General features: G+C 41.2%; 3 protein-coding genes. All 3 read right to left on the bottom strand.

All coding sequences use genetic code 11. The annotated features are described in order from the left end of the window. Window positions 1–394: 394 nt before the first annotated feature. The 3 genes from smc to IM500_RS13125 all read right to left on the bottom strand — a co-directional run bounded on the left by smc (window position 395) and on the right by IM500_RS13125 (window position 5,174). Entirely contained in the window at window positions 395–3,925 is a 3,531-nt protein-coding gene (gene smc / locus IM500_RS13135; protein ID WP_190722468.1) for a chromosome segregation protein SMC, read from the bottom strand. Between the two features lie 139 nt (window positions 3,926–4,064). Continuing rightward, window positions 4,065–4,334, bottom strand: coding sequence for a YciI family protein (locus tag IM500_RS13130; protein ID WP_072925969.1), 270 nt, complete (start codon window positions 4,332–4,334; stop codon window positions 4,065–4,067). Between the two features lie 183 nt (window positions 4,335–4,517). Next, window positions 4,518–5,174, bottom strand: coding sequence for a hypothetical protein (locus tag IM500_RS13125; RefSeq protein ID WP_287738631.1), 657 nt, complete (start codon window positions 5,172–5,174; stop codon window positions 4,518–4,520). Between the last annotated feature and the right edge of the window lie 371 nt (window positions 5,175–5,545).

Here is a 5,545-nt window from a genome sequence, read left to right as displayed (position 1 = left end):
CGACCATAAGACCAGAACAGAGTAAATCTGTTAAGGCAGGTGCGGAACCCCGCAAGGGAAAGAAGCAGAAACCTAAATCGTGAGGTTTGGGAATCACCGTCCGTTTACGGCGGTGAGGATGTCAAGAGATTTCTGAATGGGACGAGGACGCATTCTGAGTAATCTTAATATAACTTAACTTTGTCCGGCTTGTCTGGCAGTTATCAGTTATCAGTTATCAGTTATCAGATGTGAGTTTTCAGTTCACTGTTTACTGTTTACTGAAAAGCTTCCCACTTCCCCACACCCCACACCCCACACCCTACACCCTACACCCTACACCCCACACCCCACACCCCACACCCTACACCCTACACCCTACACCCTACACCCCACACCCCACTTGCATCTTAGGTTAAACTTTAATTCCTAGTACCTGTGTATGGGTTCCCCGCGCTTGGGTGACACCGATGGTTCTTTCCGATGCTTCAATCATCGGCCGACGCAAACTAACGACAATAAATTGCGCTTGTTGTGCTTGTTTTTGAATCATTTTGGCCAATTTCTCCACATTGGCCCCATCTAAAAACATATCCACTTCATCAAAGGCATAAAAGGGAGAAGGACGATATCTTTGTAGGGAAAAAATAAAGCTTAAAGCGGTTAAAGATTTCTCACCCCCAGACATGGAACTCAATCGCTGTACGGGTTTTCCTTTCGGATGGGCCACCAGATTTAAGCCACCATTAAAGGGGTCATTTTCGTCTTCTAATTGCAAGTAACCATCACCATCGGACAGGGTGGCAAATATATTCTTAAAGTTTTCGTTAACAGCAGTAAATGCTTCCTGAAAAGCATTAAATCTGAGGGTGGTAAAGTTTTCTATCCGTAAAAGTAGTTCGGTTCTTTCTCCTTCTAGAGTTTGCAGTTTTTCTGATAGTTCATCTAATCTCTCTTTAGTTTTTTGGTGTTCTTCTAAAGCTAACATATTGACAGGTTCTAAAGCTGCTAATTTCTTTTGTAACTGCCGAATATCGCTTTGAATTTTCTCGAAATCCCGCTCACTTTCAGGAATTTCGGGCAAGGGATTGGGTAAGTCGCTTTCTAGTTGACTAATTTCTGTCTGTAAAGTGGTTAGTAATGCTTGTCTTTCCTCTTGATTGTTGACTAACTTTTCCGATTGCCAGATAGCCTGTTGTTGCCGGTTTTGTTGTTGTCGCAAAACTGTCTCTAATTGGTCTCTTTTTTGCTTGGTTTCCCCTAGTTGTTGCGATAATTGCTGTAAAGCTTGATTGATTTCTAAAATATGGCGATCAAGTTTTTCTATCTCCAGATTACCGATATTTGTCTGATTAACTGCATCGGTAATTATCTTGTCAATCTCAATAATTCTATCCGCAGACTCTTGACTTTTTTCCTCTAGTCTGATCTGTTGACTTTGTAAATCTTTTAACTGTTCGCGGACTGTAGCGAGGTGATTTTCTTGGGTTTGTAACTCCAATTCTTGAGTGCGAATTATTCCCTGTACCTGTTGCCATTCGCTATGGGTATGATTGGCCTCTAAAGCAGTTAATTTCTCCTGTTCTTGCTGTAAAGATAACTCTAACTCAGGAATTTCTCTGGTTAATATTTCTAACCGTTGACGAGAAATAGTAATTTCCTCTTGCTGACCCGATAATTGACGGTTTAAATCCTCTTTTTCTGTGGTTAAACGTTGTAAATCCTTGCTTAATTGTTGTAGAGATAATTGATTTTCCCGATGACTTTGACGGGTTTCGGTTAACTGTTGGGTTAACTGACTGATAAGATTATTAACTTGGGTGATTTTTTCTTCGTTGCGGGTAAGAATGCGATCGATTTCTGCTAATCTTTCCCGTAGAGATTCCGCTTCACTAGACTCCTTCGGAGAAATTTTACCAAAACGCAGCCCCGATCGCGTCGGTTGGCTGCCTCCAGTCATAGCGCCAGTCATCTCTAATAACTCGCCATCCAAAGTAACGATGCGATATTGATTGATATAATAACGGGCAGAATCTATATCCTCGAAAACCACGGTACTGCCAAAAATATAGTTAAAAACCTCCCGATACTGGGGTTGAAACTTAACCAAATTCACCGCTAAATCCAGATAACCCCGCGCGTGACGCAGAGAGGAAATATCCTGGGGACGGGGAGGACGAATTTTATTCAGGGGTAAAAAAGTGGCCCTACCGATGCGACGCTGTTTTAGCAAGGCAATTCCGGCGGCCGCAACGCTATCATCTTGGACGACTACATGACCTAAACGACCTCCGGCGGCGATTTCGAGAGCAATTTGATAACGTTCCTCTACTTCCCCCAATTGTGCCACTAATCCGCAGATTCCGGGCAAATCTGACTGTAATAATATTTGAGTGGCATAGGTTCCCTGGGCTTCCTGTTGTGCTTGCTTGGTCGCTTCCAGTTTATCTAATTCCCTCTGTTTGTCCCGTTGTTCTTTTAGCAGACGTTTTTGGGTGTCCTGACTGATGACGCGATTTTGTTCGGCAATGGTGAGTTTTTGGGCTAAATTTTGGATATCGGGTTCCGATTGATTAATTTTTTGTAATATTTCTTGACTTTCTTCTGTTTTTGTGCCAATAACTTGCTCTAATTCTTGCAGACGTTGACCAGCTTCTACTATATTAGTTTGCAATCGATCGCATCTTTCGGTCAATTGGGCCCGTTGGCTACGGTAGGGGTTTAATTGTTCCTGAAGACGGGTAATATTGCGGGAAAGGTCGCTTTGTTCTTTTACCCAAGCTTCTGACGCTTCTGCGAGACTACTTGCTTGCAGACGATGGTTTTCTAGGGTTTCCCTTGCGGTTTGGGTTGTCCGTAGGAGATTGGGTAAGATTCCAGTTTCTAAACGGCTTTTTTGGGCAGTAATCTGGTTTAACTCGAGATTATAGCGATTAATTTCCTCTAAAAGTCTGTTTTTCTGTGCCTGAGATTCTTTTTCGAGGTTTTCTAACTCTTTTTGTCGTTGTTGCTGTTGTTGTCGTTTGGCCTGTTGACTCGCTAATCGGGAAGTCAGGGACAGGTGTTCATCTTCCCCGAAAGCTTTAACCTGTTGATTGAGTTTCTCTAATTCTTGACTATTTTGGGCGATTTGTTCGGATAAATTGGCGATAGTCTCGGTTAAAACCTGTTTTTCCTTTTCCCCAGCTTGAATTTGTTCTTTTACTTGCTGGCAGCGCTGCTGGAGATTTTGCCAATGGAGGACAATTTCCCATTGTTGTTTTTCTTGGACTTGGGCCTTGAGTTTTTGGTATTTTTCGGCTTTAATGCGATCGAGTGCTAATTTCTCCAGAGATTTTTGCAATTCTGTGGCAATAATTTGGCAGCGTTCTTCCCTTTCTTTAACCGAATCGATATTCTCCTTAGTTTTCTCAATTTTGCGGTCAAATTCGGCTACTCCTGCCAATTCGTCGATAATTTCCCGTCTTTCCTTGGCATTCATGCTGATAATTCTGGTTACGTCCCCCTGTAACACCACGTTATACCCTTCGGGATAGATGCGTAAACGGTTTAATTGGTCGTGAAGTTCGCTAACCGTACAGGTTTCCCCATTGATATAGTAGGTAGAAGTATAGCTGCCACCCTTAGCCACTTTTAAGCGCCTAGAAACCGTCCAATCCCTATCGGTTGCGTCGGGAATATCGGTAATATCAAAAGTCACCGAGACACTCGCTTCCGCGCTATGACGTTGATTGTTATAGCTGTGATTGACTAAATCCGGTAATCTTTCGGCCCGCATTCCCTTGGAAGTAGCTAATCCCAAGCAAAATAGCAATGCGTCGAGAATATTCGACTTTCCCGAACCATTTGGACCAGAAACCACCGTAAACCCCGGTAAAAAGGGGATGGGAGTCGTTCCCCCGAAGGATTTGAAGTGTGAGAGTTCGACCTTTTTGATGTAAACCATGGCGATAAGCAAAAAGTAGGCAAGCTATCAGCTGTCAGCTTGAATCGATAAGGGATAACTCCGGTTTATCCTTGAAAATATCCTCAGACTTGACCGGAGATGACAACACCCTTATAGAAAAATATAGCTGATAGCCCCCTTAGATAGCTTGAATCCATTCTTTGACTTGGTATTCTGTCCAGATACCATTTTGCCAATAGGGATCCGCTTCGATTAATTCTCGCACTTCTGACTCGCTGACTGCCTGATAAATTGCGAAAACTTGGCTTAAATCTGCCGTTGGTCCGATAGTAATGAGAATTCCCCGTTCTTTCTGTTGATTTAATCCCTCTAGATGCGCTTGACGATAGGGAGCGCGTTTTTCCAGCACATTTTCACAATAACTACCCCAGACAACAAATTTCGGCATATTTGACCTGTAATCTCTTGATCTGTTGCTATTTTACGATCGAATCGTCAATCAGACTAAATCGGTATAGAAAAGTGGGGGAAGTACACAGATACTGTAGGATGCAGATAGTCGGGGTGGTGATTTACAAACTTATTCGGATCGTTTACTGGGTTCTCAAATCGGGAAAAAGGCAGCATATAATTATTTTTTAAGATAAATACGAACTCCTTGAACTTCATCAACTAGCCAATAATTTTCCTTGATAACCCTAGCAATTTCAGGAAAAACTTCGTGTCCCTGAGTTTCTCTATCTTTAAATCCAGTCATTCTTGGAGCTACAGCATCAACAAATAACCTAGCATTAGAATTAATCAGATCGTCTGCATATCTTTTCAGAAAATATTCTTGCAGTGAACCTGGTAGGATTTGCCAAACAGGAACACTATCTCTTGTCGCTTGTACTATGCTTGTGTCAACATATAACTCTGGTACCCACCCCCAAACAGCCATAGATTCACCAGGAGAAGCATACTTCAGAATAGTTTTAGCAATCCGACTGAGATAATTTTTAGCAAATCTTCTGCGATTATCGAGGTGAAAATTATCTGATACTATTGTTATGGTAAATTGCAAAAAACTACTAGCAACTGTAATGAAAACTACACCTGTTAAAAGAGACAACTTTAAGTTTGAACGAGTTAATTTAGGCACTTGTAAAACTTTTGCTAGTTCACCTATAAAAACGCCGATGAGAAATCCACTAGGTATAATTAGAAACAGTAAATAATGAGTAAAACTGTTACCTGGTCTAATAACCGAATAACTTGATGCCGACAGAAAAAATAATGTAATAGACAAAACAAAATGTGTTAGACTGCTCTTGATGTGGGCTTAAGAAAAAACGCTTTATTATTAAAAATGGTATTCCTCCTATCAATGCAATTGCTGTTAATAAAAATAATATCTGTGTATCTTGCACTCTTACTAACATATCCAAAAATATGTTAATTTTTGCAAAAAAGCTTACTTGCGTTGGGTTTCCTCCCAAAACATTAGAATAAATCAAGAAATTTTGTTGTATATAAGATGTCCAGAAAGCATCATATATCTGAACTTCCCCCGTATAAATATACTAGCTATGGCTCAAAGTCTTACAGAGCCTGAGTTAAAGCAATGTAATACTAATAAACTACTGGGTACAAACTCCTGAAATCTTTACGCAGACAGGG

It is taken from the genome of Microcystis sp. M179S2 (genome assembly GCF_020245805.1).
Taxonomy (GTDB): domain Bacteria; phylum Cyanobacteriota; class Cyanobacteriia; order Cyanobacteriales; family Microcystaceae; genus Microcystis; species Microcystis aeruginosa.
Note: the sequence above shows the minus strand (reverse complement) of the source record. Positions and strands in the feature narration are given on the sequence as shown.